Below are 481 nucleotides of genomic sequence, written 5' to 3'. Positions count from 1 at the left end.
CAGGAATGAAGATTAAAGTACATTTATCTCGACTGCAATGTTGCCGCGGGTAGCGCGGGAGTAAGGGCAGGCGCCATGTGCAGCTTCTACCAGCTTCTCGGCTGTTTCGCGGTCAACGCCCTTTACCAGCACATCCAGCTTAACGCCGATTCCGAAGCCGCCGTCTTCAACTTTACCGAAGCTTACGGTAGCGGTAACTTCGCTTCCTTCGATTTTTACTTTGCCGAGCCGTGCAACCATATTCAGCGCACTGTCAAAGCAGGCAGAATAACCGGCTGCAAACAGCTGCTCAGGGTTGGTGCCTTCGCCGCCGGCTCCGCCCATTTCGCGGGGGGTGCTGATGGTCAGGTTCAGCTTTGGACTTTCTGATTCGATATATCCGTTTCTTCCGCCGACTGCTTTTACAGTAGTTTCATACATTTTTTGCTGGATGGTCATCATTATAAATCGCTCCCGTTCATTTTTGTTTGATATATTGTAC

Annotated in this window: 1 protein-coding gene; it reads right to left on the bottom strand. The window is 50.5% G+C overall.

Features of this window, described 5'->3' with window-relative positions:
- Positions 1-12: 12 nt before the first annotated feature.
- Positions 13-481 (bottom strand): organic hydroperoxide resistance protein (locus tag E9565_RS21985; RefSeq protein ID WP_255726437.1); only part of this gene is annotated, 469 nt, incomplete at its 5' end.

This window comes from Blastococcus sp. KM273129 (assembly GCF_021698995.1).
GTDB lineage: Bacteria > Actinomycetota > Actinomycetes > Mycobacteriales > Geodermatophilaceae > Blastococcus.
The sequence above is the reverse complement of the archived record's forward strand: the minus strand, read 5'-3'. Positions and strand labels throughout refer to the sequence as shown.